Annotated in this window: 27 protein-coding genes; 9 read left to right on the top strand and 18 right to left on the bottom strand. The window is 57.3% G+C overall.

The window, feature by feature from the left end; genetic code table 11:
• Positions 1-51: 51 nt before the first annotated feature.
• Positions 52-957 carry a rhodanese-related sulfurtransferase gene (locus tag Q0816_RS14335; RefSeq protein ID WP_298851752.1) on the bottom strand — a complete coding sequence of 302 codons (906 nt, stop codon included), beginning with the start codon at positions 955-957 and terminating at the stop codon, positions 52-54.
• Between the two features lie 96 nt (positions 958-1,053).
• Here Q0816_RS14335 and pncA point away from each other — a divergent pair, with 96 nt between their 5' ends.
• Positions 1,054-1,647 (top strand): bifunctional nicotinamidase/pyrazinamidase, encoded by a 594-nt coding sequence (pncA, locus tag Q0816_RS14330; RefSeq protein WP_298851751.1) that lies wholly within the window; start codon positions 1,054-1,056, stop codon positions 1,645-1,647.
• Here pncA and Q0816_RS14325 read toward each other — a convergent pair.
• The gene (locus Q0816_RS14325; RefSeq protein WP_298851748.1) at positions 1,644-2,174 is read right to left on the bottom strand and encodes a hypothetical protein; all 531 of its coding nucleotides are present in this window, start codon (positions 2,172-2,174) and stop codon (positions 1,644-1,646) included. The genes pncA and Q0816_RS14325 overlap by 4 nt on opposite strands.
• A gap of 164 nt (positions 2,175-2,338) precedes the next feature.
• On the opposite strand from Q0816_RS14325, the gene pncB reads away from it, so the two are divergent.
• Positions 2,339-3,631: a nicotinate phosphoribosyltransferase gene (gene pncB, locus Q0816_RS14320; RefSeq protein ID WP_298851747.1), complete on the top strand. Its 1,293-nt coding sequence runs from the start codon at positions 2,339-2,341 to the stop codon at positions 3,629-3,631.
• Here the strand turns inward: pncB and Q0816_RS14315 are convergent.
• The 6 genes from Q0816_RS14315 to Q0816_RS14290 form a co-directional block, all read right to left on the bottom strand.
• A complete protein-coding gene (locus tag Q0816_RS14315; protein WP_298851745.1) occupies positions 3,628-5,091 on the bottom strand; it encodes an aldehyde dehydrogenase family protein in 1,464 nt (487 codons plus the stop codon). The two genes, pncB and Q0816_RS14315, sit on opposite strands and share 4 nt — an antisense overlap.
• 21 nt (positions 5,092-5,112) lie before the next feature.
• Positions 5,113-6,711 (bottom strand): ABC transporter ATP-binding protein, encoded by a 1,599-nt coding sequence (locus tag Q0816_RS14310; RefSeq protein WP_298851743.1) that lies wholly within the window; start codon positions 6,709-6,711, stop codon positions 5,113-5,115.
• Entirely contained in the window at positions 6,708-7,523 is an 816-nt protein-coding gene (locus tag Q0816_RS14305) for an ABC transporter permease (protein ID WP_298851741.1), read from the bottom strand. The genes Q0816_RS14310 and Q0816_RS14305 overlap by 4 nt, the downstream gene beginning before the upstream one ends.
• Positions 7,520-8,467: an ABC transporter permease gene (locus Q0816_RS14300; protein WP_298851739.1), complete on the bottom strand. Its 948-nt coding sequence runs from the start codon at positions 8,465-8,467 to the stop codon at positions 7,520-7,522. The genes Q0816_RS14305 and Q0816_RS14300 overlap by 4 nt, the downstream gene beginning before the upstream one ends.
• A gap of 40 nt (positions 8,468-8,507) precedes the next feature.
• Positions 8,508-9,578: a hypothetical protein gene (locus tag Q0816_RS14295; RefSeq protein ID WP_298851735.1), complete on the bottom strand. Its 1,071-nt coding sequence runs from the start codon at positions 9,576-9,578 to the stop codon at positions 8,508-8,510.
• 61 nt (positions 9,579-9,639) lie between these two features.
• On the bottom strand, positions 9,640-11,127 hold the full coding sequence (locus Q0816_RS14290) for an ABC transporter substrate-binding protein (RefSeq protein WP_298851733.1): 1,488 nt from the start codon (positions 11,125-11,127) through the stop codon (positions 9,640-9,642).
• A 170-nt stretch (positions 11,128-11,297) separates the two neighbouring features.
• On the opposite strand from Q0816_RS14290, the gene panB reads away from it, so the two are divergent.
• The 4 genes from panB (at position 11,298) to Q0816_RS14270 (ending at position 15,031) form a co-directional block, all read left to right on the top strand.
• On the top strand, positions 11,298-12,137 hold the full coding sequence (gene panB / locus Q0816_RS14285) for a 3-methyl-2-oxobutanoate hydroxymethyltransferase (RefSeq protein ID WP_298851731.1): 840 nt from the start codon (positions 11,298-11,300) through the stop codon (positions 12,135-12,137).
• Complete coding sequence (gene panC, locus Q0816_RS14280) at positions 12,134-12,985, top strand: pantoate--beta-alanine ligase (RefSeq protein ID WP_298851728.1); 852 nt, start codon at positions 12,134-12,136, stop codon at positions 12,983-12,985. The genes panB and panC overlap by 4 nt, the downstream gene beginning before the upstream one ends.
• Positions 12,986-13,054: 69 nt before the next feature.
• The gene (glpK, locus tag Q0816_RS14275) at positions 13,055-14,533 is read left to right on the top strand and encodes a glycerol kinase GlpK (RefSeq protein ID WP_298851725.1); all 1,479 of its coding nucleotides are present in this window, start codon (positions 13,055-13,057) and stop codon (positions 14,531-14,533) included.
• Between the two features lie 81 nt (positions 14,534-14,614).
• The gene (locus tag Q0816_RS14270) at positions 14,615-15,031 is read left to right on the top strand and encodes a VOC family protein (RefSeq protein WP_298851723.1); all 417 of its coding nucleotides are present in this window, start codon (positions 14,615-14,617) and stop codon (positions 15,029-15,031) included.
• A gap of 15 nt (positions 15,032-15,046) precedes the next feature.
• Here Q0816_RS14270 and smpB read toward each other — a convergent pair whose 3' ends face one another.
• The 10 genes from smpB to Q0816_RS14220 all read right to left on the bottom strand — a co-directional run bounded on the left by smpB (position 15,047) and on the right by Q0816_RS14220 (position 23,260).
• Positions 15,047-15,523 carry an SsrA-binding protein SmpB gene (smpB, locus tag Q0816_RS14265; RefSeq protein WP_298851719.1) on the bottom strand — a complete coding sequence of 159 codons (477 nt, stop codon included), beginning with the start codon at positions 15,521-15,523 and terminating at the stop codon, positions 15,047-15,049.
• 58 nt (positions 15,524-15,581) lie between these two features.
• Positions 15,582-16,124, bottom strand: coding sequence for an isopentenyl-diphosphate Delta-isomerase (idi, locus tag Q0816_RS14260; RefSeq protein ID WP_298851717.1), 543 nt, complete (start codon positions 16,122-16,124; stop codon positions 15,582-15,584).
• Between the two features lie 200 nt (positions 16,125-16,324).
• Positions 16,325-16,738 (bottom strand): cytochrome C, encoded by a 414-nt coding sequence (locus Q0816_RS14255; protein WP_298851715.1) that lies wholly within the window; start codon positions 16,736-16,738, stop codon positions 16,325-16,327.
• 114 nt (positions 16,739-16,852) lie between these two features.
• Positions 16,853-17,869, bottom strand: a complete 1,017-nt coding sequence (locus Q0816_RS14250) for a P1 family peptidase (RefSeq protein ID WP_298851713.1) — start codon at positions 17,867-17,869, stop codon at positions 16,853-16,855.
• Between the two features lie 82 nt (positions 17,870-17,951).
• Positions 17,952-18,698: an SDR family oxidoreductase gene (locus Q0816_RS14245; protein ID WP_298851710.1), complete on the bottom strand. Its 747-nt coding sequence runs from the start codon at positions 18,696-18,698 to the stop codon at positions 17,952-17,954.
• A 60-nt stretch (positions 18,699-18,758) separates the two neighbouring features.
• Positions 18,759-19,178: an alternative ribosome rescue aminoacyl-tRNA hydrolase ArfB gene (gene arfB / locus Q0816_RS14240; RefSeq protein WP_298851708.1), complete on the bottom strand. Its 420-nt coding sequence runs from the start codon at positions 19,176-19,178 to the stop codon at positions 18,759-18,761.
• Positions 19,179-19,440: 262 nt separating this feature from the next.
• Positions 19,441-20,085, bottom strand: coding sequence for a queuosine precursor transporter (locus Q0816_RS14235; protein WP_298851706.1), 645 nt, complete (start codon positions 20,083-20,085; stop codon positions 19,441-19,443).
• A gap of 90 nt (positions 20,086-20,175) precedes the next feature.
• Positions 20,176-21,060: an esterase-like activity of phytase family protein gene (locus Q0816_RS14230; protein ID WP_298851704.1), complete on the bottom strand. Its 885-nt coding sequence runs from the start codon at positions 21,058-21,060 to the stop codon at positions 20,176-20,178.
• Positions 21,033-21,896: a penicillin-insensitive murein endopeptidase gene (gene mepA, locus Q0816_RS14225; protein WP_298851702.1), complete on the bottom strand. Its 864-nt coding sequence runs from the start codon at positions 21,894-21,896 to the stop codon at positions 21,033-21,035. Before mepA ends, Q0816_RS14230 begins: the two co-directional genes overlap by 28 nt.
• Positions 21,893-23,260, bottom strand: a complete 1,368-nt coding sequence (locus tag Q0816_RS14220) for an MFS transporter (RefSeq protein WP_298851700.1) — start codon at positions 23,258-23,260, stop codon at positions 21,893-21,895. The genes mepA and Q0816_RS14220 overlap by 4 nt, the downstream gene beginning before the upstream one ends.
• Before the next feature lie 128 nt (positions 23,261-23,388).
• On the opposite strand from Q0816_RS14220, the gene Q0816_RS14215 reads away from it, so the two are divergent.
• The 3 genes from Q0816_RS14215 (at position 23,389) to yaaA (ending at position 26,598) form a co-directional block, all read left to right on the top strand.
• Positions 23,389-23,676 carry a YggT family protein gene (locus Q0816_RS14215; protein ID WP_298851698.1) on the top strand — a complete coding sequence of 96 codons (288 nt, stop codon included), beginning with the start codon at positions 23,389-23,391 and terminating at the stop codon, positions 23,674-23,676.
• A gap of 78 nt (positions 23,677-23,754) precedes the next feature.
• Positions 23,755-25,794 (top strand): DNA helicase RecQ, encoded by a 2,040-nt coding sequence (recQ, locus tag Q0816_RS14210; protein ID WP_298851696.1) that lies wholly within the window; start codon positions 23,755-23,757, stop codon positions 25,792-25,794.
• Positions 25,795-25,827: 33 nt separating this feature from the next.
• Positions 25,828-26,598 (top strand): peroxide stress protein YaaA, encoded by a 771-nt coding sequence (yaaA, locus tag Q0816_RS14205; RefSeq protein WP_298851693.1) that lies wholly within the window; start codon positions 25,828-25,830, stop codon positions 26,596-26,598.
• Positions 26,599-26,629: the final 31 nt, after the last annotated feature.

Raw genomic sequence — 26,629 nt, 5'->3', positions numbered from 1 at the left:
GCTGGTCTACACGCGATCATCCAACCTAAGACAGGGGCCTGCAACCCGAATTCAGCCCTGCCGAAAATGCGTGTCACCCCGTTTACGCGCGAGTAGGATCTGTTTTTGCCGCTCGCGAAAACGCTTCTTGTCAGCATCCGACGTCTCGTCGATGCATCGATGGCACGACACGCCGTGCTCGTACTCAGGGCGTTTCACATCCTCGGGCAAGATCGGGCGACGGCATCCATGGCAGAGTTTATGTGGCCCTTCGACAAGACCGTGACCAACCGAGACACGATTGTCGAACACGAAGCAATCGCCCTGCCACGAACTGTCTTCTGCAGGCATTTCTTCCAGATACCGCAAGATACCACCTTTGAGGTGATAGACATCCTCGACCCCCTGCCCCAGCAGGTAATTGGTCGATTTCTCGCACCGAATGCCACCCGTACAGAACATGGCGACGCGCTTGTTGTGGAACCGGTCCTTGTTCTCTTCCCACCAAGCGGGAAAGTCGCGAAAACTAGCCGTTTCTGGGTCTATTGCGCCCTCAAACGTTCCAATCGCTACCTCGTAATCGTTTCTGGTATCGATCAATACGACATCGTCTGAACGGATCAGGTCGTTCCAGTCCTTTGGCTCGACATAATTGCCGACGCGGGCGCGCGGATCGACATCCGGTTGACCCATGGTCACGATCTCTTTCTTCAGCCGCACCTTCATCTTGCCGAACGGTGGATGATCCGATGTCGCCTCTTTCCACTCCAGATCTGCACAGCCCGGCAAGGCCCGAATATACGTCAACACCACATCGATCCCGGCACGCGGGCCTGCGATGGTGCCATTGATCCCTTCCTGTGCGAGCAAAAGCGTTCCTGTGACGGATTGCGCGCGACACAGGTCCAGCAACGGCTCACGCAGCGCGACGTGATCCGGGAATCGGGTAAAGTGATACAGGGCAGCAATTGTGTACATAGGCGCGATCTACCCCCGCAAACCCAGAGTCGCAAGGGATTGCATTGACGCCCCGCGCCGTGCCGCCTACCGATAAGGCATTCAAAGGAGGCTGCAATGACCCACGCCCTGATCGTAATCGACGTCCAGAACGATTTCTGCCCCGACGGCGCGTTGGCTGTGGTCGGAGGGGATGAAATCGTCGCCCCAATCAATGCCATGATGAATGAGTTCGACGCCGTGATCCTGACGCAGGACTGGCATCCGGCAGGGCATTCTTCGTTTGCGAGTTCGCATGAAGGCAAAAACCCGTTCGATTTGATCGAAATGCCCTATGGCCCGCAGGTGATGTGGCCCGATCACTGCGTTCAGGGTACGCAGGGGGCCGCTTTTCATCCCGAATTGCGCATCGACAGCGACCTGATCCTACGCAAAGGATTCCGCAGTGCCATCGACAGCTATTCCGCGTTTTTCGAGAACGACCACCAGACTCCCACTGGCCTGAAAGGCTATTTGGAAACCCGGGGCATCGACCGTTTGACGTTGGTCGGATTGGCCACCGATTTCTGTGTACACTACTCAGCAGTGGATGCCGCCCGGTTGGGTTTCGATGTAACGGTCCACACGGACGCTTGTCGCGCGATTGATATGGACGGTTCGCTGGCCGCAGCCGAACAGGCGATGCGGGACGCTGGCGTTGTGCTGACCTAAGGCGTGGCGCCTGCAGCGGCCAAAAGCTTGATCATCACGAACAGAACAACTGCCAGACCCAACGCAAACCCAATGCGCCCCGGAGCCGTGCGACGTTCCGGGTTCGGATGACTTGGCTGTGGTGGCAGATTGCGCATCGGGCGGCTACGCACAATCCCGGCCATAGGCTGCGCTGACCGGACATAGTGCAGAAAATCCCACAAATTGAACTCACCGCAGTATTCCCCCTGAACCCCACGGGTCTTTACGTTCTCAAACAAAGACCGCAGAATCTGCACCCGATCCGTCTGATCTTCGGCTGGATATACTCCAGGCACGATGCCGCTGTTGCGCGACTCGAGGCTGAATCCGGCATCCATGAAAATCTTGCGGATTTTCGGCGACGTTCCCCGTAACGCATCCGCCGTTCGGATATCGCGGAACACTGCACACACATGGCGTTCCGTATCAGAGTTAGACCCCAGCTTTTTGGGATCTAAGTCGTCCAGTGTTACGTTAACAATATCAAAATCGTACTCGAGACCCATTCACAAACTCAGTTTCGTCTTTCCATCCCCTTCTCTCACTAACCGGTAAAAACAATGCACAATATGCCGGTATTGTGACGTCATACTGTCATTGTCACCAAATCAGCGACTCTTGCCATTTCCAGAGTCGATTGATCTAACTACGGAAATCGCAGGAGTTCCCCATGGTCGACATCGCGACCCGCGTCTACAATCACAAATGGAAAATTGACCCGATTGTGCGGTCTTTGATCGATACTGACTTCTACAAACTGCTGATGTGCCAGTCAGTGTTTCGAAACAAGCCCCAAACGGACGTTGTGTTCTCGCTGATCAACCGGTCGAATCACGTCCCTCTGGCCCGTTTGATTGATGAGGGCGAGTTGCGGGAGCAGCTGGATCATATTCGTTCACTCAGCCTCAGCCGTGGGGAAAGCACCTGGCTGCGCGGCAATATGTTCTACGGCAAGCGTCAGATGTTTCGCTCGGATTTCATGGAATGGTTCGAGAATATGCGCCTGCCTGCCTATCACCTTGAACGCAAAGGTGATCAGTACGAATTGGCGTTCGAAGGTAAATGGCACGAGGTCATGCTGTGGGAAATCCCCGCGCTGGCAGTGCTGATGGAGTTGCGATCCCGCGCGGTACTGAATCAAATGCGCCGGTTTGAGCTTCAAGTACTTTATGCCCAGGCAATGACCCGCGTTTGGGAGAAAATCAAAAAGCTCAGCGCCATCGACGGGCTTGGTATCGCCGATTTTGGTACAAGGCGGCGGCATTCGTTCCTTTGGCAGGACTGGTGCGTACAAGCGATGATTGAGGGGCTTGGGCCCGCGTTTACCGGGACGTCGAACTGCCTGATCGCCATGCGTCGCGAGGTCGAGGCCATCGGTACAAACGCTCATGAGTTGCCGATGGTCTATTCTGCGCTGGCCGACACCGATGCCGAACTGGCGCAAGCCCCCTATGACGTTCTTAGCGACTGGCATGACGAGCATGACGGCAACCTGCGCATTATCCTGCCCGATACCTATGGCACCAAAGGGTTTCTGGACAACGCACCTGACTGGCTGGCGGGGTGGACCGGCATTCGCATCGACAGCGGGGATCCAGCTACTGCGGCCGAGGTGGCAATTGACTGGTGGAACGCCCGCGGCGAGGACCTGACGCAGAAACGGATCATTTTCTCGGACGGGTTGGATGTCGATAAAATTCGGGAGTTGCACGCCCAGTTCTCAGGTCGCACCAATATTTCTTTCGGCTGGGGAACTCTGCTGACCAACGATTTTCGCGGGCTTGTTACTAATGACGCGTTAGCGCCGTTCTCGTTGGTCTGCAAAGCCGTATCCGCCAATGGACGTCCAACAGTGAAACTATCGGACAACCCGGAAAAAGCAATGGGGCCGAAAGACCAGATCGAGCGGTACAAACGTGTGTTCGGCGTCGGCGCGCAAGAGGCAATCGAGGTGATCGTTTAACCGTGATAGGCGGCGACTGTCTTGAGCTGAGAAAAGCCATATAAGGCCTCAAACCCTTTTTCACGGCCATGACCGGACTTACCCACGCCACCAAATGGCAGTTCAACGCCGCCGCCCGCACCATAATTATTGATGAACACCTGACCCGACTGCAGGCCTTTCGCCAACCGCATCTGTCGCGCACCGTCCCGCGTCCAGATGCTGGCGACAAGTCCGTATTCGGTATTGTTGGCGATTGTTAGAGCCTGTTCTTCAGTGTCAAACGGGATCAGAACCTGAACTGGGCCGAAAATTTCATTCCGCGCCAGCGGATGGTCAGGCGACACATCTACAAACAAGGTTGGTCGGATATAGGCGCCTTTTTTCGGCGCGTCCTCTACAATTTGCCCCTGTGCGGCGATGGTCAGATCCGCGCCTGTTTCCAAAAAACCGCCGACAATCTGCTGCTGTCGGTCCGAGATCAGTGGCCCGACGCGCAGATCCTGCATCGCGGGTCCGACAGTGAGGTCTGCGTACGCCTCAGACATGCGGGATTTGACCTGCTCATAAACACCGCGCTGCACCAAAATGCGAGAGGACGCCGAACAGGTCTGCCCAGCGTTTTGAATGCCAGCATTCACCAGAAACGGCAGCGCCGCATCCAGATCAGCATCGTCAAAGACCAGTTGCGGGGATTTCCCGCCCAGTTCCAACGTCACAGGCACCACGTTGCGCCCCGCAGCCTGCTGGACCAAGGCTCCCGTGGCGACCGAGCCGGTGAACGAGATATGGTTGACCCCCGGATGCTCGGACAGCGCGGCCCCCGCCTCACCCCCCAGACCGGGGACAACGTTCAAAGCACCAGCAGGCAACCCTGCCTGCTGCGCGAGATGGGCAAAGGCCAGCGCGGTCAGGCAGGCCTCTTCCGCAGGTTTCAACACACAGGCGTTGCCCATTGCCAGCGCCGCCCCAACGGAACGCCCGATAATCTGCATCGGATAGTTCCAGGGCACAATATGGCCCGTCACCCCATGCGGTTCGCGTAACGTATATACGGTGTAGCCGTCGAGATAGGGTATGGTCTCTCCCATCACCTTATCCGCCGCACCGCCATAGAACTCGCAATACCGCGCCAGCGCAACTGCGTCCCCCCGGGCCTGCGTCAGCGGTTTGCCTACATCCATCGCTTCAAGCTGCGCCAGATCGTCGACCCGCTCCAGCACCAGCTGACCCAGCCTCGTCAGAATCCGACCCCGCTCAAGCGCTGTTTTATGCCCCCAATCGCCCTGCAACGCGCTTTGGGCCGCTGCAACTGCGGCGTCGACATCTGACTTCGAGCCACGCGCGATCCGACAAATTTCGGTCCCGTCCGAGGGGTTGATGAGCGGCACGGTGTCACCTGAGGTTGCTGGTTTCCAACGACCCTCAATCAGGCAAAGTGTGGGGTCGAACCATATTTTCTGGGTCAATTTCGCCTCCATTTCAGGCTCTAATCAATGATTTCAGGCCGGTACCTTCCCAAGCTCAGGCAATCGGGGTGCGGCTGCGATCAGGGTTTGTGTGTAGGGGTGTTTTGGTGTCGTAAAGACCTGATCGGTCTCGCCCTGTTCGACGATCCGCCCGGACTGCATCACCAGCACGCGGTCGGTGATCGTATGCACGACGCTCAGATCGTGGCTGATGAACAGATATGTCAGGTCGTAAGCTTCGCATAGCTCTGCAAGTAAATCGAGAATCTGCGCCCGGACCGAAACATCAAGGGCAGAGACAGCCTCGTCAAAGAGTATCAGTTCGGGCCGAATGATCAGGGCACGGGCGATAGCGATCCGCTGCCGTTGCCCACCCGAAAACTCGTGGATGTATTTGCCTGCGTCATCTGGACCAAGGCCAACAGCCACCAGCATCTCGGCGATCCGATCCTGCCGCTCTGATCCGGTTGGCGGGGTTTCCAACAAATGGAAAGGCTCTGTGATCAGGCGTGCGACACGGTGGCGGGGGTTGAAGCTGCCATACGGGTCCTGAAACACCACCTGCATCTTCTTACGCACAGCAAGGTTGGGTTTGTGACCAGTGAAAACCGGCTGACCGTCCAGAAGGATTTGACCAGACTGCACTTCTTCTAAACCCAATATAGCTTTTGTTAGGGTCGATTTTCCGCATCCGGACTCGCCCACCAACCCCAACCGTTCCCCTCTGTTGAGGGTGAAACTGACCCCGTCCACTGCCCGGTGATGGCGTGGCGCATCCAGCAATCCCTTGCGGGGGAGGCGGTAGTCTCGCACTACCTGATTCACCTCCAGCAAAGGGTGGGATTGCGCGGGTTCTGGCAGCGTGACCTGATGGCCAGAGGCCTCGAACAGCATACGGGTATATGGGTGCTGCATGTTGTGCAGCAGATGTCGGGTCGGGCCGCTTTCAACCACTTCGCCTTGACGCATGACGGTGATCTGGTCAGCCATATCCGCAACCACGGCCAGATCATGGGTGATCATCAGCAGGCCCATATCATATTCGCGCACCAGCCCCTTGAGCAGATCAAGGATCTGCGCCTGCGTAGTCACATCCAGCGCCGTCGTGGGTTCATCCGCGATCAACAGCTTGGGGCGCAGGGCGATAGCCATGGCGATCACCACGCGCTGGCGTTGCCCGCCGGACAGTTCATGCGGATAGCGAGACAGAGGAAACCGATCCGACGGCAACCCGACGCGGGTCAACACCTCTTCGGCGCGCGCACGGGCCGGGGTCAGGGTCATTGCCTTGTGGATCAGGATCGTTTCCATCACCTGGTCACCAATAGTTTTCACTGGATTGAGCGCTGTCATCGGTTCCTGAAACACCATTCCGATGGATGCACCACGCAAGGCGCACATTTCGACCTCTGACCGGGTCAGCAAATCTTGACCGCCCAGTCGGATGGTACCATCCATCTCTGCTCCGTTTGGCGGCAATTGCATGACCGCCAAAGCAGTCATCGACTTGCCCGAGCCGCTCTCACCCGTGACAGCCACGATCTGGCCGGGATCGATCGTCAGGTTGACCTGTTTCAGGATCAGTGCGCCGTGAATCGTCAGCGACAGGTTTTCGATCTGCAGCAAACTCATGCCCGTGCCACCCTGATCCGCGGATCCAGCCAGTCGCGCAGACCATCGCCCAACAAGTTTAGACCGAGCACCGTAACAATGATGGCCAGACCCGGAATCAGAGCCAAATGTGGGGCAAAACTAACCATTGTCTGCGCATCTGCCAGCATTCTACCCCAACTGGGCGTAGGCGGCTGTGCCCCCAGGCCGACGTATGACAGACCGGCCTCGGCCAAAATTCCCAAGCTGAACTGGATTGTGCCCTGCACGATCAGCAGGTTGGCGACATTGGGAAGGATGTGTTCGGCCGATATCCGCGCCGCGCCCTTGCCAGATACGCGGGCGGCAAGGATGAACTCGCGCTCCCAAAGCGACAGAGCAGCACCACGGGTGATGCGGGCGAAGACGGGGATGTTGAATATGCCGATGGCAATGATGGCGTTGATCGCACCGGCGCCAAACACGGCGGTGATCAGGATGGCGATAACCAGCGAGGGGAAGGCAAAGACCAGATCGTTGCCACGCATGATCACCTCATCCAGCCAGGATCCTTTGCGCGCGGCCGCTGTCAGGCCCAGCGGCACGCCCAGCACCATTCCGATCCCCACCGCCACCAGTGCCACAGCGATCGAGGTACGTGCACCGACCATGATCATCGAAAATATGTCGCGTCCGAAATGGTCGGTCCCAAACCAATGCTGTACATTTGGCGGCTGCAATTTGTTGGGTATGTCCAACGCAGCATAGTCGTAGGGTGTCCAGACAAACGAGATCAGCGCGGCCAGCACCACCAGTGACGACAGAAAAGCACCGAGGATCAGGTTGCGGCTCATGACCTGCTCCTCAGCCTTGGATCAACGGCAGCATAGGCGAGATCAACTAGAAAATTCACGGTGATCACGGCGAAGACAAGCAGCATGACCACCGATTCAACCACGATCAGATCACGGGCTGAAATCGCCTGAAACACCAATCGCCCAAGGCCCGGTAGATAAAACACCTGTTCGATGATGATCGAACCCGCCAGAAGGAAGGAAAACTGCAGACCTATGATGGTCAGCACCGGGATTAACGCATTTCGCACCCCATGCCGCCAAAGGGCCTGACGGCGGGACAAGCCCTTGGCGCGGGCGGTGCGCATGAAATCCTCGCTCAGAATGTCCAGCAAGGCCGATCGCATCACCCGTGCCAGGATCGCCGCCTGTGGTAAGGCCAGAGCCACTGCAGGCAGTGTCAGTGAATGTAAGCCCGGTAACACCCCTTCACCCCAACCGACAAACCCGCCAGCGTTAAACCAGCGCAAATTGATGGCAAAGATCAGCACAAGCATCATCGCGAACCAGAAATTGGGGACCGCTATTCCAAGCTGCGTGGCTCCCATCACCGCCAGATCCCCCGGCTTGCCCCGGCGCGCGGCGGCATAAATCCCGGCGGGAAAGGCGATCAAAGTGGACAACATAAGCGCGTATAACGCCAATGGCAGCGACACCCACATCCGGTCTGCAATCATCTGGGACACTGGCGTGCGGTAGGTGTACGAAGTCCCGAAATCCCCCACCAGCATCCCACCGACCCAGTTGAAATACCGCTGCATCTTAGACCCATCGAGACCCAATTCGGAACGCAGCGCGGCCAGAGTATCCTCTTGCGCGTTGACGCCCAGCATGAACGACGCGGGATCTCCCGGCGCAACCTCGATCACTGCAAAAATGACCACCGAGGCAACCGAAAGGCTGACAAGCAGTGAAATCAGTCGTTTGAGGGCATAGCGGAGCATCGGCACCACGTTAGGGTCACATCACGCATGGGTCCAGCATCTAAGGTACCAGAAGATAGGCGAAAACCGCGTAAGCCACGATCGCTGCATAGCCCAACGGATAAATCCACTTGATCGCATAATTGTCCAACGTCCGCGCCGTGCCTTCTTTTCCGGACACTTTGAGTCGTCGCAGCGCGACATTGAACACGATCAGCGCTCCGGTCATCAAGAACATGCACTGAAGGACAAAGTCCAAAAATGTCAGATAGCCCAGCTTGGGCAAATCGGCAGAGATGGCCCAGTTGAATGCGACGAAGACCAACAGATTGCCGCCGGCGATCTCGATCCTCCGGCGATATTCATCCAGGAAAAACAGAGCCCAGCCGACCGAGATCAATACAAGCATCGGCAGGAATACCCGAATGACGTAGTAGGTCAGATGCCGGTTGCCTTCGAAGACAAGCGCCACCTGGTCGCTTTCCCTGCCGGACAGCCCCATGACCTCGGACGCTTCCAGTCGTGCATTGTTCAAAATCCACTCTTCTTCGCCCAGCAGGTCGCCAAGGCCGGAAAACTCCTCCAACGGGTAGTAAGAGACATATTCAGTTGGAAAAATTGATACGACCTCAAAGTGAAATTCCTGCGTGTCGAATGGGTATTTCCGGAAATCAAAATGCGGCGCCTGTAATATCAGCGAGGACTTCTCAACATAGACAACGCGCCCGTCATACCGCAAAGACGCCGCAGATTCGTGTATCCACTTGTTGGATTGCTGGTTGTGAATGACAAAAGCAGGCATGACAGCGCCGACCTCAGCTGCATGGTTGGCAAGGTCAGGCGGGTTGAAGACCCGGATATCGCGCCCCAGTTCTTCGTGATCATATGCGAGTGCCGGGTCCGTCCATTCCACCCGCAAAACAACTACCGCGCCATAGTTTTCGGCCTTTTGATCGACGCCTGTGATTTGGTCGATGCGGATGCCGACGCCAACCTCCAGCGGGTTTTCCGGTGTTCCGGCCAGAGCGTCCAAGTGCCCCCCCAACACATTCTGAGACACAGCCTTGTCTGGGAAAAAGGAAACGAGGCAAACGGTAAAAGCGACGAAGTAAATGGCACGAAACAATGTCATGGCGAAACACACCCAAACCTTGTGAATGCTGGGGCCGCACCGGACGGCCCCGGTTCATTCATTACTCAGACCAACTGATCTGCGTCAGATCAATTGCGGCCGTGGGCGCGTTTTCCCACAGGCCCTTAACACCGGCCTTCGCAACCCCCAGCTTGGCCAGTTGGAACAGATATCCGTTAACATAATCACTTGAGATGAGACGCTGCGCCTCTCCCAACAGGCGGGTGCGTTCTTCGGGATCAGTGGTGGTATTCAACGCATCCATCAATGCCTGAAAATCCGTGCTGTCATACTGGAAGTAATAGTCAGGCCGCGCGTAAATGCCGATATCCATCGGCTCTGTATGACTGACAATGGTCAGACCGAATTCCTTACCCTTGAACACCGATTCCAGCCATTGAGCCCATTCCACGTTTATAATCTCGGCGGTGATGCCAACTTCGGCCAGTTGTGCGGCAGTGATTTCCCCACCGCGACGGGCATAAGATGGCGGAGGCAGGTGCAAAGTCGTCTCAAACCCGTTTTCGAATCCAGCCTCTGCCAGCAACGCCTTTGCTTTTTCGGGATCATAGACGGACTGCCCGGTCAGATCGACATAAGCCGGGTTGTGTGGCGCAAAATGGGTGCCGATCGGGGTACCATAGCCAAACATCGCGCCGTCGATGATCGCCTGACGGTCGATCGCATGAGCCAGCGCCTGCCGGACAAGAATATCGTCAAACGGCGGCTGCTTGTTGTTGGTGGACAGGATCGTTTCGCCCTCGGTCGAGCCAACCAGAACCTGAAAGCGTGGATCAGCCTCGAACTGGGACAGGTTTTCCGGTGCCGGGAAGTTGTCGAACACGTCCACATCTTCGGCCATCATGGCTGCAAAAGCGGCGGTTGGGTCTGAGATGAATTTGAACGTGGCAGTCTCTAACGCAGGCTGATCGCCCCAATAGTCGGGATTGCGGATCAGCGTGATACTGTCGCCCTGAACCCAGTTACCAAACGTGTAAGCCCCCGTGCCAACCGGGTTGGTCTTGATGTTCTCAACGCTCTCAGGCGCAACGACCACCGCATCGCCCCATGCAAGGTTGAACAGGAAATTGCCGTTCGGCTCGGCCAGAGTTATTTTGACAGTGAGCGGGTCCACGGCCTCAACGCTGTCAATCCCGGCAAACAGGGCTTTCTGCGCATTAGCGCTGTCTTCGGCGGTTGCCCGGTCGAGGCTGAATTTGACGTCTTCAGCGTCCATGGTGGTACCGTCATGGAAGGTCACACCGTCGCGCAGTTTAAAGGTGTAAACCGTACCGTCTTCGGAAATCTCCCAGCTTTCGGCAAGGCCAGGCACGACCGAACCATCGCCCATGAAACGGGTAAGACCTTCGAAAATATTGGTATAGACCACCGAGTCGATGGCCTGCGCCGCGGCGCTGGTGGGATCCAGATGCGGGGGTTCAAGTTGCATTGCGATGGTGATGTCCGACCTAGCCAATGCTTGCGTGGCAAGCAGGCTGGCCCCTACGGCCAGGGTCGATGCAATTGTCCGGAACATGAATTTTGTCATGTGAACTCTCCCTACTGAAACTGTTTGTGCCCTTGTTTTCAGGGCCGTTTTACCGACAGTCTTCCTGTAAACCTGAGGTCAATCAAGGGAATGTTCGCGCAACCGGGGTTTCTTAGGCCCCGTCTGATCTGCTATGCCGCACTGCAACATAATACCTGCAGGAGCGACACATGAGCGCCACCGCCCGCAAGAAAGCCCCGAATGCCGAGGATATTCGCGCCCGAAAAGGCGGCGAACCGCTGGTCTCGCTGACCGCCTATACCACACCGATGGCGCGCCTGATGGACGCGCATTGCGACTTTGTTCTGGTCGGTGACAGCGTAGGTATGGTGCTGCACGGGCTGGAATCCACACTGGGGGTCACGATGGAGATGATGATCCTGCACGGTCAGGCTGTTTCACGTGGTCTGGACCAGGCGATGATGGTCATCGACATGCCTTTCGGGAGCTATGAAGAAAGCCCGGCACAAGCCTTTCGCAATGCTGCCCGCCTGATGGCAGATACCGGGGCTGGCGCGGTCAAACTTGAAGGCGGGGTCGACATGGCCGAAACCATCCGCTTTCTTGTCACGCGCGGCATCCCTGTGATGGCTCATATCGGCCTGACCCCGCAATCGATCAACACACTGGGCGGCTACAAGGTACAGGGCCGTGACGAACAGGCCGAAACCGTCTTGGCAGATGCCCGTGCGGTGGCCGAGGCTGGTGCGTTTTCCGCGGTGCTTGAAAAAGTTCCTCAGGTTCTGGCCGACCAGATCACCGAAGAGATTGCGATTCCCACCATCGGAATCGGTGCATCCGCAGGGTGTGACGGTCAGATTCTGGTCGTGGACGACATGGTCGGTTTTTTCACCGCCTTCAAACCCAAATTCGTCAAACGCTATGCCGAGCTGGGCCCGTTGGCTGAAGCCGCTATAGCAGAATACGCTGCCGAAGTTCGGGCTCGAACTTTCCCGGCAGAGGAACATGTCTTTGCCGATCAGGCTCCGGCCAAAGGACGCAAGACATGATCGCACCGATATTGCGTTCACTGGCCGAACTGCGCGCCAAAACCAACGAATGGCATAGGAACGGTGAGACTATCGGCGTTGTTCCGACCATGGGTGCGCTGCACGAAGGGCATTTGTCACTGGCGCAGGCCGCGAAAGAAGGCTGCGACCGGGTCATCGTGACAATCTTTGTGAACCCCAAGCAGTTCAACAATCCTGAAGATCTGACGAATTATCCCCGCACCGAACATGAGGACGCCCAAAAACTGTCCCGTTATGGTGTGGACGTGATCTATGTCCCAGACCCGCAGGACATCTATCCTGACGGTTTTTCCACCACGGTTTCGGTGGCCGGTTTGACCGACATGATGGAAGGCCCCTTTCGTCCTGGCCATTTCGAAGGCGTTGCCACCGTCGTCGCTAAGCTGTTCTTGCAAACGCAGGCTGACAGAGCCTATTTCGGCGAAAAAGACTATCAGCAGCTGTTGGTAGTTCGCCGAATGGCGCGCGATCTGAACATACCAATCGAAGTAATCGGTTGCCCGACTGTGCGCGAACCTTCGGGGTTGGCAATGTCGTCCCGCAATCTGCTGCTTTCGCCCGAGGGCTTGAAGATCGCCGCACTTATGAATGAAATCATGCGACAACTTGCAAAGGACCTTGCAGCAGGCAAGGATTTTGTCACTCTGGCGCAAGATGCAAAGGCAGCATTACTGAACGCAGGTTTTACGGAAGTTGAATATATCGACCTGCGCTGCGCCGAAACGCTGGAAAGCTTGCCCCGTGCCAGCAAGCCCGCCCGTCTGTTCGTTACGGCCTGGGCAGACGGCGTCCGCCTGATCGACAATATTCCGGTCAATCCGGCCTGATTTCTGCTCTGGCCCCTTCGCCGTTGTTTGCGCTAAAGTCCCGCAAAACGATACTGGGGGAGAGCGGACATGACCTATATTCTGGCAATCGATCAGGGCACTACGTCCTCGCGCGCTATTTTGTTTGACGCGCAGATGCGGCCGGTTGGCTCCGCGCAGCAAGAGTTTCCCCAGCATTTCCCGCAGGAAGGTTGGGTTGAACATGACCCAGAGGATATCTGGTCCAGCGTTCTGCACGTATGCCGTGAAGTGATTGAGACCACCGGCGTTTCAGCGGATCAGATCGCCGGGATCGGCATCACCAATCAGCGTGAAACAACGGTCGTCTGGGATAAGCAGACCGGCAAGCCCATCCACAACGCCATCGTCTGGCAGGACCGCCGCACAGCCGATATCTGCGCGCGTTTCAAGCAAGCCGGGTGCGAGGATGATGTCACCGCCCAGACCGGGCTGCTACTGGACCCGTATTTCTCGGGCACCAAGGTGAAATGGCTGCTGGATACTGTTTCGGGTGGCCGCGAACGGGCTGAGGCGGGAGAGCTGCTGTTTGGTACGATCGACAGTTTCCTGATCTGGCGACTGACCGAGGGCCGTGTACACGCCACCGATGCCACCAATGCCGCCCGCACCCTGTTGTTCGATATTCACAAAGGTGCGTGGAGCGCCGAGATTTGCGACCTGCTGGATGTGCCTCTGAACCTTCTGCCCGAAGTGCGGGATTGCGCTTCGGACTTCGGCACCACCACGTTATTTGGTGCCAATATCCCAATTCTGGGCGTCGCGGGTGATCAGCAAGCTGCCACCATCGGGCAGGCTTGTTTTCAGCCTGGCATGATGAAGTCAACTTATGGCACGGGCTGCTTTGCGCTGCTGAATACAGGCGCACAGCCGGTCGAGTCGAAAAACCGCCTGCTGACGACGATTGCCTACCAGTTGGATGGTCAGCGCACCTATGCGCTGGAAGGGTCAATCTTTATCGCGGGGGCCGGCGTGCAATGGTTGCGCGATGCGTTGCAGATCATTGATGCGGCCCCGCAAAGCGGCGAGCTGGCGGCGCAGGCCGATCCGAACCAACATGTGATTCTGGTACCAGCTTTCACTGGCCTTGGCGCACCTTATTGGAAACCCGAATGTCGCGGCGCGATGTTCGGACTGACACGCAATTCAGGCCGAGCCGAGATCGCCCGCGCCACGCTGGAAAGCATCGCCTTTCAGACCCGCGACCTGTGGCACGCGATGCAGGGCGACTGGGGGGCTGACGCTGATGTCATCCTGCGAGTCGATGGCGGGATGAGCGCATCAGACTGGACCATGCAGGGCCTGTCGAATTGTCTGGGCGCACCTGTGGATCGTCCCGTTATGCAGGAGACGACCGCCCTTGGCGCCGCGTGGCTGGCAGGCATGAAAGCCGGAATTTATCCGGATCAGGCCGGTTTTGCCAAGACATGGGCGCTGGATCGCCGGTTCGAGCCAACGCAAGATCAAGCCGAACGCGACGTAGCATATGACCGCTGGCAACGGGCTGTGCAGGCGACGATGGCATTTTGAACTGCAGCATTTGTTGAGCCGAATTCTGTATGAGCCAACATGTTCGAAGGTCACAGGATTGTTCAGGCAGAAAGGCGAAACATGATTTCGTACATCACAGTCGGCACCGATGACATAACATGTGCGAAGCGGTTTTATTCGGCGTTTATGCTCGCGCTGGGGTACGAGCTCGAGGAAGGGCCAGAGGGGCTGAGCTATGCATTGCCCGTTGAACCCGGCCAATCTCCTATTCTTCCTGAATTTTATGTCAAGCCTACCTTCGACGGGCGTCCGGCGTCGGCCGGTAACGGGTCCATGACCGCATTCGAAGCGCGCAATCAAAATCAGGTTCGGGATCTTCATGCGGCAGCCGTAGCTGCAGGTGGATCCGACGAAGGTCAACCGGGGTTTCGCGCTAATTATGGACCCGATTTCTACGTCGGTTACCTGCGTGATCCTCAAGGCAACAAGATCGCACTGTTCTCAAGCAATCCCAAAGAACCTGGGCGAGGCGATTAACCCGAAGCTCTGCCTCTAGCTGTGATCTTTCAAAAGCCGCTGCTTTTGCCGTGACCAATCCCGCTTGGCCTGAGTTTCGCGCTTGTCATGGGTTTTCTTACCCTTGGCGACGCCGATCTTAATCTTGGCCAGACCCTTGTGGTTGAAATATAGAACCAACGGCACCAGCGTCATGCCCTTACGTTGGGTCGCGTTCCACAGATTCGACATCTGTTTGCGTGACACCAGTAACTTGCGTCTACGGCGCTCTTCGTGCTTGAAAACCTTGGCCTGCTCGTAGGGTGCGATATAGCTGTTAACCAGCCACAGCTCGCCATCATCGACCGCAGCATAGCTTTCGGCGATATTGGAGCCACCCGCGCGCAGAGACTTGACCTCGGACCCTTGCAGGATAATGCCGCATTCAATGTCCTCTTCGATCGCGTAATCGAAGCGGGCGCGCCGGTTTTCGGCTATTACCTTGTAATTCGGGTCTGTCTTCTGCTTGGCCATGACGCGTTGATTTAGGCGGCTTGAGCCGCCCTTGCAAGGCAAGGATTTCCGAAGGGCATCAGGATTTGGCCGAAATGATCAGATCAGGGCCAAAAATCGTGTCGGCGTGGTTGTGAAGGTATATCTTCAACCAGGGCGTAAACCGGTCCGGATGACGTTTCACCTCGGCCAGCAGATCGTGGTAATCGATCCAACGGATGTCCATGACTTCGTCAGGGTTAGGCTCGATTTTCAGCGGCCCACGTACATGCGCCAGAAAGACGTCGACAACCTCATTTTCTACCATGCTGTTGCCGACATCGGCGTGATATTCCAGACGGTGACGATATTCGGGATAAAGGCCGGTGATCCCAAGCTCTTCGCGCAGGCGGCGCACAGCACAGGTAGAGGAGCTTTCGTCCCAATCCGGGTGCGTGCAGCAGGTGTTCGCCCACAGCCCGGGCGTGTGGTATTTGCCCAATGCGCGGCGTTGCAACAGAATTTCTGTACCCCGCACAACAAAGACGGACACGGCCTTGTGCTTAAGCCCTTTTTCATGGGCTTCGAGCTTGTCTACAGGGGTCAATTCACCATCGACCCAGGCCGGGATCATAATGCCCATCTGTCCTCTCCTGCTGCCAATCCGCCTGGCGGGCGCTGATGTTGGGTTTAGCTGTTGCCGTTGCGGCTTGGCGTTGCGGCGAACTCTGCGGCTTGCCGTCAGATACCAAAGTGGCAATGTTCTACTTTAGTATCAATCGCACCAAAGGCCGCAGGGGCTGCGGCCTTTGGTCCTTGTGCAAAGGTGCACAATATCAGTTGTTATTCGCCCGACACGCTGACGATGTAAGCATACACGTCTTCACCGCCTTTTTTCAGCTTGAAGGTCATTTTCGACTTGGCAGCCGTGTCATCCAGATAGGATTTCAGGAAGGCCTTGGGGTCCTGCGAGTACTCGACAAATGTTGCCTCGTCCCAAACCAGACCATTCTCACCTGCGGCAACAATGCTGTCACCGTACTTGAAACCTTCAAAGGTCCCGGCGGTGCGACCGTCAATGCCGAAAAGGTTCGGGCCAGTTTTGCCGCCCTTGACGATCACTTCGCCTTCAGGGTCGGCGATCATGTGGCAGGACTTGCATTTGTTGAAGGTCTTCTTACCAGCCTCAGCGTCGCCTTCAGCATAGGCGGGTAGGGCCAGAAGGCCGACGATTGCGGTAGCGAGGATGCGATTCATAGCTTTTGCTCCGATACAAATTTGGCTGCACCGAATGGATCGTCGGCGCAAAAAAGAGTCAACGCGCAGATTGCCGCGCGCAGATACTGTGCCACTGCGACAAATAGGGTGTCCTTAACTTTTGTCATGTACCCCGGACCAGCAGCGCAATAGATCGCCTGCTTCCGGAGTCGCCAGATAAACGGCCCGAGCAATGGCCCGCGCCAGACAAATCGAAGCGGCATGCCCGATGACACCCGGTTCTGTATCAGAGGTGATCTTCCGCGCGCCCGTGCTGACCCCGAACACCAGATCGCCATCCCCCGGCGTGTGGGCGGGTACAATGGCGCGCGCAATACCGTCATGGGCAGCAACGGCCAGCCTCTGGCATTGAGGTTTGGTCAGAGCAGCATCAGTCGCAACGATGGCAATCGTGGTATTGGTCTTGTCCGGATTGGCCGACTGCATCACTTGCGCCTTGCGACTGGCTGTCGGATAGCCGAGACCCGCACTGGAATCCGGCCCTAATCCTCCGAATTCGCCGTTCACCTCAAATGGGGCTGCCCAGAAATGCCGGTCGCCCGGCGTGGTCACGCTTCCCAGCGGGTTGACAGCAACAAGTGCGCCAACGGTGACACCGCTGTCCAAGACAAGCGAGGCAGAGCCCAGCCCGCCTTTGTGCATGGCCGCCAGTGCCCCTGTGCCCGCGCCAGCGGTACCAAGGTCAAACTGGTCCGACGCGGCTTGGAAGGCGGCGTACCCCAATGCGCGATAGGGGTTTTCATCCCAGGTTTTGTCGCCACCATTAAGAAGATCAAACAGGATCGCCCCAGGAACAAGGGGGACCACAGCGCTCCCAACCGGAAAACCGCGGCCCTGTTGCCGCAGCGCGTCTGAAACACCCGAGCAGGCGTCCAACCCGAAAGCCGAACCCCCGGACAGCGATATCGCGTCCACGTGGGTGACTGTCTTGTCAGGCGCGAGAAGATCCGTTTCACGCGTTCCCGGCGCGCCGCCCATAACATGGACCGATGCCACGAACGGGTCTTTGGCCGTCAGGACAGTCGTACCGGATTTCAAAGCGGCGTCCTGAGCATTTCCGACCATCAGGCCGGGAACATCCGTGATCAGGTTTCTTGGTCCAGGGGTCATGTAAATCTCGATGGTTTGGCGGGAAAGCGCGCTGATGCGCGCTGCCTCCGGCAGGGATATTTTTGGCCAGATGAAGCGCGGATCAGATGCATCGGCCGCCGTCGACTTCAAGCGCGGTGCCGGTGATCATGCTGGCCTCGTCCGAGCACAGGAAACAGGCAGCGTTGGCCATGTCTTCAGGGGTTGAAAAGCGGCCCAATGGAATGGTCGACAGGAACTTGGCGCGGATTTCAGGTGTGTCTTCGCCCATAAAGGATTTCAGCAGCGGCGTTTCGCCCGCCACCGGACAAATCGCATTCACGCGCACACCGGTGGGAGCCAGCTCGACCGCCATGGTTTTGGTTGCAGTAATCATCCAGCCCTTGGACGCGTTGTACCAGTTCAGATTGGGGCGCGGTGACAGGCCAGCGGTGGATGCGACGTTTAGGATTGCCCCCGCACCCCGTGCCTTCATATACGGAACCAAATTACGGGCAGTCAGATAAACGGACTTCATGTTCACATTGAAAACATGGTCGAAATCTTCTTCGCTGACATCTTCGAGCGGTGTTGGCAGATGGGTAACGCCTGCATTGTTTACCAGAATATCCAGCTGCCCGAATGTTGCGAGCGCCGTATCCGCCATCTTTTGAACCGAAGCGCCGTTGCTCACGTCGACCTGTTGCGCCACTGCGTCGGAACCTAGCTGCGCTGCTAATTCGTTCGCTGCGTCGCCGTTAATGTCCGCAATCATGACGCGCGCGCCTTCGGTCAGGAACTTCTGCACGATCCCTGCGCCAAATCCAGATGCTCCGCCCGTGACGATTGCGGTTTTTCCCTCCAGCCTCATGGCGTTACCCTCCAACAGCTTTTGAAGGTCAGACTATCAACGCCCCGACAAGATGCCAGATCAATCTTCGGACACTTTGCCCCGCAGCGTTTTGACGTCGCCTCGGGCCTTTTTCGCAGCAAGCCGGCGTTTGACCGAGCCATAAGTGGGTTTTGTTGCGATCCGCCGTTTGGGTTTTACAAGCGCGCGGCCGATCAGTTCAGCCAGCCTTGTTCGCGCAATTTCCCGGTTGCGGGCTTGCGAACGTGTTTCTTCGCACTGGATGATGATCGCGCCATCCTTGGTCCAGCGTCGTCCGGCCAGCCGTTTAAGCCTGGTCTTGACCGGATCGGGTAAAGAAGGCGAGCGCGCAGCCTCAAATCGCAACTCAACAGCGGTTGAGACCTTGTTGACGTTCTGCCCACCAGGACCGGAAGAGCGGACAAAGCTTTCGGTCATTTCCCAGTCTTGCAGGATGATATCGTCGGTGATGCGCAACATGGCGCGACCTTATAGGGCATAGATGGAAACAGAAAGGGCCGCCCCGGCGGGACGGCCCTTCGAAAGTTCAGGAGGTCGGGTCGGTTAGATCAATCGACCAGCCGGAGCGAGCGCTCCGCCAAGGGCTGCCCTAACAGGCGATCCCCCCGGTTGTTCCGACACCTCTCTCCAATCTCTTTCTCGACACTGGATCACCTCCTTTTCTATCTGTTGCGGTTAAAAAGAAGCGTGACACAACTTGTGCCATTCTCAAAGAACTTTTTTACGCAGGCTGAACAGTCAGACGGGAAACGATCATCTTAAATGGGATCAGCGCAATCAGAGCCAGCGACAGTTTCACCAGCCAGTCCGCGAATGCCAACGTGACCCACAGGGGGGCCATCGGGCCCGACAGCATGAAGGGCACGGGCTCCCACGCCCAGTTGATTGCGGCGTCTGCATTGGCTCCGAAGAAGGTGACCGAGGCCGAGAAGGCAATGGTGAAGAACAAAGCGGTATCCAGCGCCGAGCCGACCAGCGTCGAAACCAGCGGCGCGCGCCACCAACGGCCGCCGCGCATCGCGTTGAACACTGTGACATCGGTCAGCTGCGCGATCAGGAACGCCGTGCCTGATGCAATAGCGATCCGCAACGGTACGGCGGCATAGGTAAAGCCGTCGCCCTGCAACATGATCTGGCTGCCGATCAGCGAGCAGATGATACCGGTGACAAACCCGGCAAACACAACCTTGCGGGCCGTGGCCACACCATAAACGCGATTCATGATGTCGGTGACCAGAAAGGCCAGCGGATAGGTGAATGCACCCCAGGTCAGCAGCCCGTCAAGGATCAGGAACTGGACCAGAATGTTTGAAGCCACAACAATTGTGGCCATGGCAAGGATGCCGGGAAAAAAGCTGCGTTGCATATTTGATGCCCGTTTTGACAAGGTAGCGGCGACTTGGCCAAGGGACCGTCCCAAGGCAAGCCGTGCGTTTAGACCCTCATCTGCCTCGTGTCAATCGGGCAGCAGGTATTCCACCAGCTCGGTCCGTTGCAGTGCCAGAAAGTTGTCATCCGAGATCATCGTGGCCCGCAAACGGCCCTGTCCATCGCGCCAGACCGACAAACCTTCGAGGTTGTCATGAGCACCAGTTCCGGTTTCGAACAGGATCTCCTCAGTGTTTGGCAAGTCATCCGTCAGATCCCATCGCCGCAGGCGCGAGCGAAATCCGATAGCTGAGAGCTTGCGTTCCAGCATGTAAAACCGTCCATCGGGACCGAAATCAGCGGCGACCGGCTTAAACCAACCACGTTGAGGCAGGGCAAAGGGGGTCGACCAGCTATGACCATTCCAGCGATAGACGGGAATGTCCCCCTGGGCAGTGCGGTTTTTTTCCGGCATGGTGTAAAGCCGCCCGGTTGCGTCGATGGCCAGACCTTCAAAGGAGCCGTTTTCAGAGAGGTTTTGAAACGCCTGCGGGCGCGGCAATACGCGCGCTTTTTTGCCCGGTCCGGAATAATAGGCGACACGATGCACCCCTTCGAAAGAGATATAGAACCCACCATCAGGTGCCACCGCTATCCCTTCTGAATCACCGACACCCCCGGACATGATGCGCCCTTTGCTGGACAGAACCGGCCATTTCCCAAGAAGGCGAATGCCGACGACCTCGCCCCCGCTCCGCTCAATGCGCGCGGTCACAAGCCTTGCCCGGTCGCTGAGCGCAATCATCTGGCGTCCGTTGTCCGAGATGTGAAGCGCCGAAAACCCGCCAAACCAATCCGCCTGATGGCGCCATGCGAAACTGCTTTGGTGAGTGGCTGTCTTTACATCCACTCCCAAGGCCGCCGAGGCCAGTATCAGCGCTGCGGTCAGTTTGATTGCAAAACGGCGGTGCATTGTTTCGGCAAATCGGCCAGAACATATTCCCGGCGTTTCTTTGGCGCAGGTGCGTTCGGATCAGGCGGCGGCGGATTCAGGATGTTGCGGACCCATTGCCGGGCTTCGGCACAACCGTCACCTTTAGGCGGCTGATCCTGATTGACGCAGCCTTTCGATCCTCTCGGACACTTCAAGCGCACGTGGAAATGGTAATGGTGTCCCCACCAGGGTCTGATCTTGCGCAGGTAAGCGCGGTTGCCTTTTTCATCGTTGCACATTTGCACCTTGGCACCAGGGAAAACGAAGATACGCGCCACGCGCTTGTCTTTTGCGGCTTCACGCAGAACCGCATGGTGTTGTTTGGTCCAGTTGCCGTTGACGTAAGCGCCGTTCGAGCGGCGCAGCGAGATAGACGAGATATTCTCGCGCACCTTACGCGACAGGCGCATGTTATCGCCCGGAAGCATCCAGATATCGATATCCAGCCCCAATTGATGCGAGCGGTGGCCCGAGGTCATTGGCCCACCCCGAGGCTGGCTGATATCCCCGACATAGAGACCATTCCATCCCTTTTGACGCGCCGCAAACTTGCTGAGGTCCTGAACGTAATCAATCGCCTGTGGATGCCCCCAATTGCGGTTCCTGGACAACCTCATCGCCTGCCATGTCGGCCCGGTTTCCGGTAATTGCACCGACCCGGCGGCACATCCACGCGAATAACTGCCGAAAGCGGCTGCCTTTTGTTGAGAGTTTACTTTCTGTGCCCCGAACAACTGTTTTGCCAAGGGCTGCGCTGCGGCCGTGTTCGCCAGCGTCATGATTGCCAGTAGTGTCAAAAAACGTAATAAAATCATCTGCTCTGATCCCCTTCAGGTCTGACCCAACGCATCAGGAATAGCCCCAGAATAAACAACAGAATGATCGGTGACACCCCCAGACGCGCGCTTCCGGTCACAGTTGTTGCCACTCCGATCAGCAAAGGCGCAGCAAAAGCGGTCGCCCGCCCCGACAGGCCATAGAGGCCGAAGCTTTCGACCGGGGTTTTGGGGTCGGTATGGCGCACCATCATCGAGCGGCTGGACGATTGCAGAATGCCGCCCATGCCGCCAATCAGCACGCCGCAGCCAAAGAAGACTAAGTCGGGCAGGCTTGACCCTTCGGGCAGGGAAAGGCCATAAACCTGCGTCCGGTCCATCGACACGACAGTGATGCAGACGAAGATCAGCACCCAGATGGCCATCAAAATCACCGGTTTAGGACCGTATTTTTTGTCCGCCTTCCCGCCGATCCATGCAAAAATAGCCGAAGCCAGAACACTGACGATCCCGAAGATACCGATCTTGATCAGGTCCCACTCCAATACCAGCCGCGCGTAAACACCACCAAATCCGTATAGGCCGTTCAGCGCATCGCGGTAGAACATGGACGAACCAAGATATGTGGCTAGGCTGACGCGATGGCGCAGATTAGACACTGATTTCGCCAGTAATTGCAGTGCCTCACGCACACTGCCCTTCTTGTTCGTTGTCTCATCGTCGCGGACCCACAAGAAATAGGGCACCATGAACAGAATGAACCAAGCCGCCGTGAAGGGACCGACAAAACGCGTACCCTCCCGGGTTGAGGCATCCAGACCAAGGGCGGGCTCTATCCCGATCAACGTTCTGCCATTGGGTTGTTCGACAAACAGCGCGAGCATGATTATCAACGAGATCAGCCCGCCAAAATAGCCAAAGGCAAAGCCGGAACCTGAGATCTCTCCGACTTCACTGTCATCGCCAAGATCGGGCAACTGTGAGTTGATGAAGATCAGCGCATATTCCGCGCCCACGAAACCAAGACCAAATGCTGACAGCATCAGCCACATGTTCGAGCCGTCGGGCATCGTATACCAAAGCGCAGCAGAACCGACCGCATACATGGCCGAAAACGCAAAGATCCACGGGATGCGCCGCCCTGATACATCCGCCATGGCCCCCAACAGTGGCGCACCAAACGCGATGATCAGCCCGGTGATCGTCAGGCAGTTTGCCCAGACGGTCTGCGCTTGCGCGGCGGCGGCCTCGGCATCCAGCCCAGTATTTGCGTAATAGCCCGCCGCCACTCCGGCGAAATACGGACCAAAGACAAACGTGACCAACAGGGTGTGATAGGGCTGACCAGCCCAGTCAAAGAACCACCAGCCCCAGATGCGCCTGCGCTTGGAAATCTCTGCCATCTCTGCCTCTGTTTATCGTTGCGTTTATAAGACGAGGCTTTAATTCAATTCGCAAGCGTTGAGTTCCGGGCACTTGCTCTTTATCGCTTTGGTGCTTAGGTCTCGGCCAACAAGAATACGGAGAACCCATGCTGTCACTGATCCAAATCCTGCTGCTGATCCTGGACATTGTCTGGTTCGTCATTCTGGCCCATGTGATCATGAGCTGGCTGATCAACTTTCAGGTGCTCAACCTGCATCAACAGCTGGTCGCGCAAATCTGGTACGGCCTGAACCGCATTCTGGAGCCTCTATACGGCCCGATCCGGCGCGTTTTGCCAAATATGGGTGGTCTGGACCTGACTCCTCTGGTCGTGCTGATCGGCGTCTATGCGTTGCGGATCGTCCTGATAAACAACATGCCCTATTTCTACTGACCCCTTGTTCACCGAATCTTAGTATGTGATTGTCCTGTCTCAAGAGCAGTTAAACCTTAAAACAGGGCGCCCCCGCATATGTTCGACGCCGCACCCTTGCTGCGAGATGTCTTTGGATTCGACGACTTCCGACCTGGTCAGGAAGAAATCGTTGACGCCGTGACCGCAGGCGAAAACGTGCTGGCCATCATGCCCACCGGGGGCGGTAAATCCCTTTGTTTTCAATTGCCCGCACTTTTGCGCGACGGAGTGACGGTGGTGATCTCTCCGCTGATCGCCCTGATGCGCGATCAGGTGCGCGGCCTGCAGGAGGCCGGAGTTGAGGCCGGGGCGCTGACCTCGGGCAATACGCCCGAAGAAACCGATGCCGTTTGGGAGGCGCTGGAGGCCGGGCGGCTCAAATTGCTTTACATGGCGCCTGAACGTCTGGCCGCCGGGTCGGCGATGGGGATGCTGCGCCGGATCAATGTCAGCCTGATTGCCGTGGATGAGGCGCATTGCGTAAGCCAATGGGGTCACGATTTCCGCCCGGATTACCTGCGGATCGGAGAATTGCGGCGTGCATTGGACGTTCCGCTGGCTGCTTTCACGGCGACGGCAGATGCCGAGACACGGGAAGAGATCGTCGAGAAACTGTTCGATGGCACCGAACCCCGCAAGTTCCTGCGGGGATTTGATCGGCCCAACATTCATCTGGCCTTTACCGCCAAGGACGGGCCGCGCAAACAAATCCTTGATTTCGCCGCCGCTCGCAAAGGTCAATCCGGCATCGTCTATTGCGGCACCCGCAACAAAACCGAGGTGCTGGCGCAAGCCCTGCGGGCCGATGAGCACGAGGCCTGCCATTATCACGGCGGGATGGAGGCCGAGGATCGCCGCATTGTCGAATCTCGTTTCGCGCGCGAGGACGGGCTGATCGTGGTAGCGACTGTGGCTTTCGGCATGGGCATCGACAAGCCGGATATCCGCTGGGTCGCCCATGCGGACCTGCCGAAATCGATCGAGGCCTATTATCAAGAGATCGGCCGCGCCGGGCGTGACGGCGGGCCCGCCGAAACTTTGACCCTGTTCGGCCCCGATGACATCCGCCTGCGACGGTCACAGATCGATGAGGGGCTGGCACCGCCCGAGCGCCGTATGGCCGATCACGCCCGGCTTAACGCATTGTTGGGTTTGGCCGAGGCGCTGAAATGCCGCCGCCAGACTCTGTTGGGGTATTTCGGAGAAAAGGCTGCGCCTTGCGGGAAGTGCGACCTGTGCGACACACCGCCCGAGGTGTTCGATGGCACTACGCCCGTTCGCATGGCGCTTTCGGCAATTCTGCGCACCGAGGAGTGGTTCGGGTCGGGTCATTTGATCGACATTCTCCTGGCAACTGAAACCGACAAAACCCACGCGCGCCGTCACGATAACCTGTCTACCTGGGGTATCGGCAAAGAGTGGTCGCGTGCACAGTGGCAAGCCATCTTCCGCCAGATGATGGGGCACGATCTGGTGCGCCCCGACTCCGACCGCCACGGCGCATTGCGTATGACCGAAGCAGCGAAACCGATCCTGAAAGGGGACGCACAGATCAATCTGCGCAAGGACTCGTTGCGCAAGGCGACCCGGCGCCCGGCGGTGAAAGCCATGGTATCCGAAGAGGACGCTCCGCTGCTGTCGGCACTTAAGGCCAAGCGACGCGCTTTGGCGGAATCCGCGCGGGTCCCGGCCTATGTCATTTTCCCCGATCGCACCCTGATCGAAATGGCCGAAAAACGCCCTATGACGTTGGACGACATGGCGCGCATTGGTGGTATCGGCGCCAAGAAGCTGGAGCGCTATGGCGATACGTTCCTTGAAGTGGTCGCGGGCGCCGTTGAGGCCATACATCCCGCACGTCGCAAACTGGCCGGACGTGATCAGGGCGAAATTTATGACCGGTTGCTGGAAGTTCAGTCTCAATTGTCCCGCGGATCTGAAGGAATCGACAAACCGCTGACCTGTTCAGCATCGCAACTGGCAAAGGTGGCGCAGATGCGCCCCGATGACCCGCGCGGGGTCGAGAAGGTGCTGGGCGACCGTCGTCACGAAAGGTTTGGCGCTGCCTTTCTGGACGTGCTGCGTGAGGCGGGCTAGATACGCCAGAGCAAGTAAGAAAAGAGGGCAGGTATGCTGGTAGTGATTTCCCCGGCCAAGCGGCTGGACTGGGCAGAGCGGGATGTAAAAGTCACGCAACCCGATTTTCAGGACGATGCGATCCGACTGTCTAAAACAGCCCGCAATCTGACCCTTGGCGATCTGAAGAAGCTGATGGATCTGAGTGATGATCTGGCCCGCTTAAATCGCGACCGCTATCGCGCTTTTTCAGACACGCCCGAGCTCGATGCAACGCGACCAGCTGCGCTTGCATTTGCGGGTGACACCTATCAGGGGCTGGAAGCTGCATCGTTGGATGACGATGAATTGGCGTGGGCGCAGGATCATCTGCGCATCCTCTCGGGCCTGTATGGAGTTTTGCGGCCACTTGATGCGATACAGCCCTACAGATTGGAAATGGGCAGCAGGCTGAAAACCCGACGAGGGAAGAACCTCTATGAATACTGGCGCGACCAGTTGAGCAAAACATTGAACGCACAAGGCACCGTGATCGATAGCGACGTTCTGGTGAACTGCGCCAGTCAGGAGTATTTCGGTGCCGTGGATCCGAAAGCCTTGAAACTGCGCGTCATCACGCCGGTCTTCATGGAAGACAAGAATGGCACCCCGAAGATCGTAAGCTTTTTTGCCAAAAAGGCGCGCGGTGCCATGGCCCGCTATATCATTCAGCACCAACTAACCGACCCCAAAGCTCTGCTGGATTTCGACACAGGTGGTTATGAATATCGTCCTGATCTGTCAGAAGAGGATAAACCAGCCTTTGTTCGGCCGTATGCGGCCTGATATCTTGGCATTTTGAGCGACGTATTTACAG

Source organism: uncultured Ruegeria sp. (assembly GCF_947497005.1).
In the GTDB taxonomy this organism is placed as follows: domain Bacteria; phylum Pseudomonadota; class Alphaproteobacteria; order Rhodobacterales; family Rhodobacteraceae; genus Ruegeria.
This window is presented reverse-complemented; position numbering and strand designations above follow the sequence as displayed.

What these genes read in the sequence shown, in the direction of transcription:
- Q0816_RS14335 (WP_298851752.1), bottom strand. Translation starts at nt 957, where the DNA reads ATGTACACAATTGCTGCCCTGTATCACTTTACCCGATTCCCGGATCAC.
- pncA (WP_298851751.1), top strand. Translation starts at nt 1,054, where the DNA reads ATGACCCACGCCCTGATCGTAATCGACGTCCAGAACGATTTCTGCCCC.
- Q0816_RS14325 (WP_298851748.1), bottom strand. Translation starts at nt 2,174, where the DNA reads ATGGGTCTCGAGTACGATTTTGATATTGTTAACGTAACACTGGACGAC.
- pncB (WP_298851747.1), top strand. Translation starts at nt 2,339, where the DNA reads ATGGTCGACATCGCGACCCGCGTCTACAATCACAAATGGAAAATTGAC.
- Q0816_RS14315 (WP_298851745.1), bottom strand. Translation starts at nt 5,091, where the DNA reads ATGGAGGCGAAATTGACCCAGAAAATATGGTTCGACCCCACACTTTGC.
- Q0816_RS14310 (WP_298851743.1), bottom strand. Translation starts at nt 6,711, where the DNA reads ATGAGTTTGCTGCAGATCGAAAACCTGTCGCTGACGATTCACGGCGCA.
- Q0816_RS14305 (WP_298851741.1), bottom strand. Translation starts at nt 7,523, where the DNA reads ATGAGCCGCAACCTGATCCTCGGTGCTTTTCTGTCGTCACTGGTGGTG.
- Q0816_RS14300 (WP_298851739.1), bottom strand. Translation starts at nt 8,467, where the DNA reads ATGCTCCGCTATGCCCTCAAACGACTGATTTCACTGCTTGTCAGCCTT.
- Q0816_RS14295 (WP_298851735.1), bottom strand. Translation starts at nt 9,578, where the DNA reads ATGACATTGTTTCGTGCCATTTACTTCGTCGCTTTTACCGTTTGCCTC.
- Q0816_RS14290 (WP_298851733.1), bottom strand. Translation starts at nt 11,127, where the DNA reads ATGACAAAATTCATGTTCCGGACAATTGCATCGACCCTGGCCGTAGGG.
- panB (WP_298851731.1), top strand. Translation starts at nt 11,298, where the DNA reads ATGAGCGCCACCGCCCGCAAGAAAGCCCCGAATGCCGAGGATATTCGC.
- panC (WP_298851728.1), top strand. Translation starts at nt 12,134, where the DNA reads ATGATCGCACCGATATTGCGTTCACTGGCCGAACTGCGCGCCAAAACC.
- glpK (WP_298851725.1), top strand. Translation starts at nt 13,055, where the DNA reads ATGACCTATATTCTGGCAATCGATCAGGGCACTACGTCCTCGCGCGCT.
- Q0816_RS14270 (WP_298851723.1), top strand. Translation starts at nt 14,615, where the DNA reads ATGATTTCGTACATCACAGTCGGCACCGATGACATAACATGTGCGAAG.
- smpB (WP_298851719.1), bottom strand. Translation starts at nt 15,523, where the DNA reads ATGGCCAAGCAGAAGACAGACCCGAATTACAAGGTAATAGCCGAAAAC.
- idi (WP_298851717.1), bottom strand. Translation starts at nt 16,124, where the DNA reads ATGGGCATTATGATCCCGGCCTGGGTCGATGGTGAATTGACCCCTGTA.
- Q0816_RS14255 (WP_298851715.1), bottom strand. Translation starts at nt 16,738, where the DNA reads ATGAATCGCATCCTCGCTACCGCAATCGTCGGCCTTCTGGCCCTACCC.
- Q0816_RS14250 (WP_298851713.1), bottom strand. Translation starts at nt 17,869, where the DNA reads ATGACCCCTGGACCAAGAAACCTGATCACGGATGTTCCCGGCCTGATG.
- Q0816_RS14245 (WP_298851710.1), bottom strand. Translation starts at nt 18,698, where the DNA reads ATGAGGCTGGAGGGAAAAACCGCAATCGTCACGGGCGGAGCATCTGGA.
- arfB (WP_298851708.1), bottom strand. Translation starts at nt 19,178, where the DNA reads ATGTTGCGCATCACCGACGATATCATCCTGCAAGACTGGGAAATGACC.
- Q0816_RS14235 (WP_298851706.1), bottom strand. Translation starts at nt 20,085, where the DNA reads ATGCAACGCAGCTTTTTTCCCGGCATCCTTGCCATGGCCACAATTGTT.
- Q0816_RS14230 (WP_298851704.1), bottom strand. Translation starts at nt 21,060, where the DNA reads ATGCACCGCCGTTTTGCAATCAAACTGACCGCAGCGCTGATACTGGCC.
- mepA (WP_298851702.1), bottom strand. Translation starts at nt 21,896, where the DNA reads ATGATTTTATTACGTTTTTTGACACTACTGGCAATCATGACGCTGGCG.
- Q0816_RS14220 (WP_298851700.1), bottom strand. Translation starts at nt 23,260, where the DNA reads ATGGCAGAGATTTCCAAGCGCAGGCGCATCTGGGGCTGGTGGTTCTTT.
- Q0816_RS14215 (WP_298851698.1), top strand. Translation starts at nt 23,389, where the DNA reads ATGCTGTCACTGATCCAAATCCTGCTGCTGATCCTGGACATTGTCTGG.
- recQ (WP_298851696.1), top strand. Translation starts at nt 23,755, where the DNA reads ATGTTCGACGCCGCACCCTTGCTGCGAGATGTCTTTGGATTCGACGAC.
- yaaA (WP_298851693.1), top strand. Translation starts at nt 25,828, where the DNA reads ATGCTGGTAGTGATTTCCCCGGCCAAGCGGCTGGACTGGGCAGAGCGG.